The 1,062-nt window shown below is 75.8% G+C and carries 1 protein-coding gene; it reads right to left on the bottom strand.

Going from position 1 to position 1,062, the window contains the following annotated elements; translation table 11 throughout:
- The coding region (locus AWZ10_RS02735) for a bifunctional phosphatase PAP2/diacylglycerol kinase family protein (RefSeq protein WP_060890356.1) at positions 1-1,062 on the bottom strand (1,062 nt) is incomplete at both ends.

Genomic DNA, 1,062 nt, shown 5'->3' with positions numbered 1-1,062 from the left:
GGTACGACACGGACGTCCAGCAGCCCGTCGGCCAGGTCGAACCGCCGGGCCGGGGCGAGGCCCAGCTGGTGGTATGTGCCGTTGCCCGCGAAGAGCAGCCAGATCGGGCGCGGCCGGCCCTCGAAGGTGGCCTGCAGCGGATGGCGGTCGGAGCGCAGGACGCGCAGTGCCGCGATCACGCCCGCCGGCCAGCCGCCGATCGCCTTCTCCCAGCGCTCGCGCTCCCGCACCAGCTCGGGATACACGCCCAGGCTGAACGTGTTGACGAAGTGGCCCTCCGTGTCACCGGTCGTGAAGTGCCCCACGTCCACCCGGACGGCCTCGCCCCGGCGCACCGCGCGGCCCAGGTCGCGTACGTCCTCCACACCGAGGTCGTACGCGAAGTGGTTGAGCGTGCCGCCGGGGAGTACGGCGAGGGGGAGGTCGTGGCGCAGGGCCACCTCGGCGGCGGCGTTCACCGTGCCGTCGCCGCCGCACACGCCGAGCACGCGCGCGTGGGCGGCGGCCTTCTCCAACTCGGCCTTCACGTCCTCCGGTTCGCACTCCACCGTCTCGGCCCCGGGCAGCACGTCCCGCAGGGCGCGCACCCGGTCCGACGTGCCCGCGGCCAGGTTGGCGACCACGACCAGGCCGTCCCCGTCCGGCAGCGCGGGCGCGTCCACGTACGGGCGGCCGGGCGGCGGGAGCTGGTCGTGGGTCGGCACGATGCCCCGTACGGCGTAGGCGGCGCCCACACCCAGGGCGGCGCCCACCAGCACGTCGCTCGGGAAGTGCACGCCCGTGTACACGCGGGACAGTGCCACGGAGGCCGCCAGTGGTGCGACGGCCGCGCCCCAGCCGCGCGACTCCAGGGCGACGCCGGCCGCGAAGGCGGCGGCGGAGGCGGAGTGCCCCGACGGGAAGGACGTGGTGATCGGCTGCCGCTTCAGCTGCCGGGTCAGCGGGACGTTGTCCAGGACCGGGCGGGGGCGGCGGACGGAGCGTTTGCCGAGCGTGTTGATCGTCGCCGAGGCGAGGGCGAGCGAGGCCACGCCCCGGACGGCTGCCCGGCGGGCCCTCGGA

Source organism: Streptomyces europaeiscabiei (genome assembly GCF_001550375.1).
Lineage (GTDB): Bacteria > Actinomycetota > Actinomycetes > Streptomycetales > Streptomycetaceae > Streptomyces > Streptomyces europaeiscabiei.
Note: the sequence above shows the minus strand (reverse complement) of the source record. Positions and strands in the feature narration are given on the sequence as shown.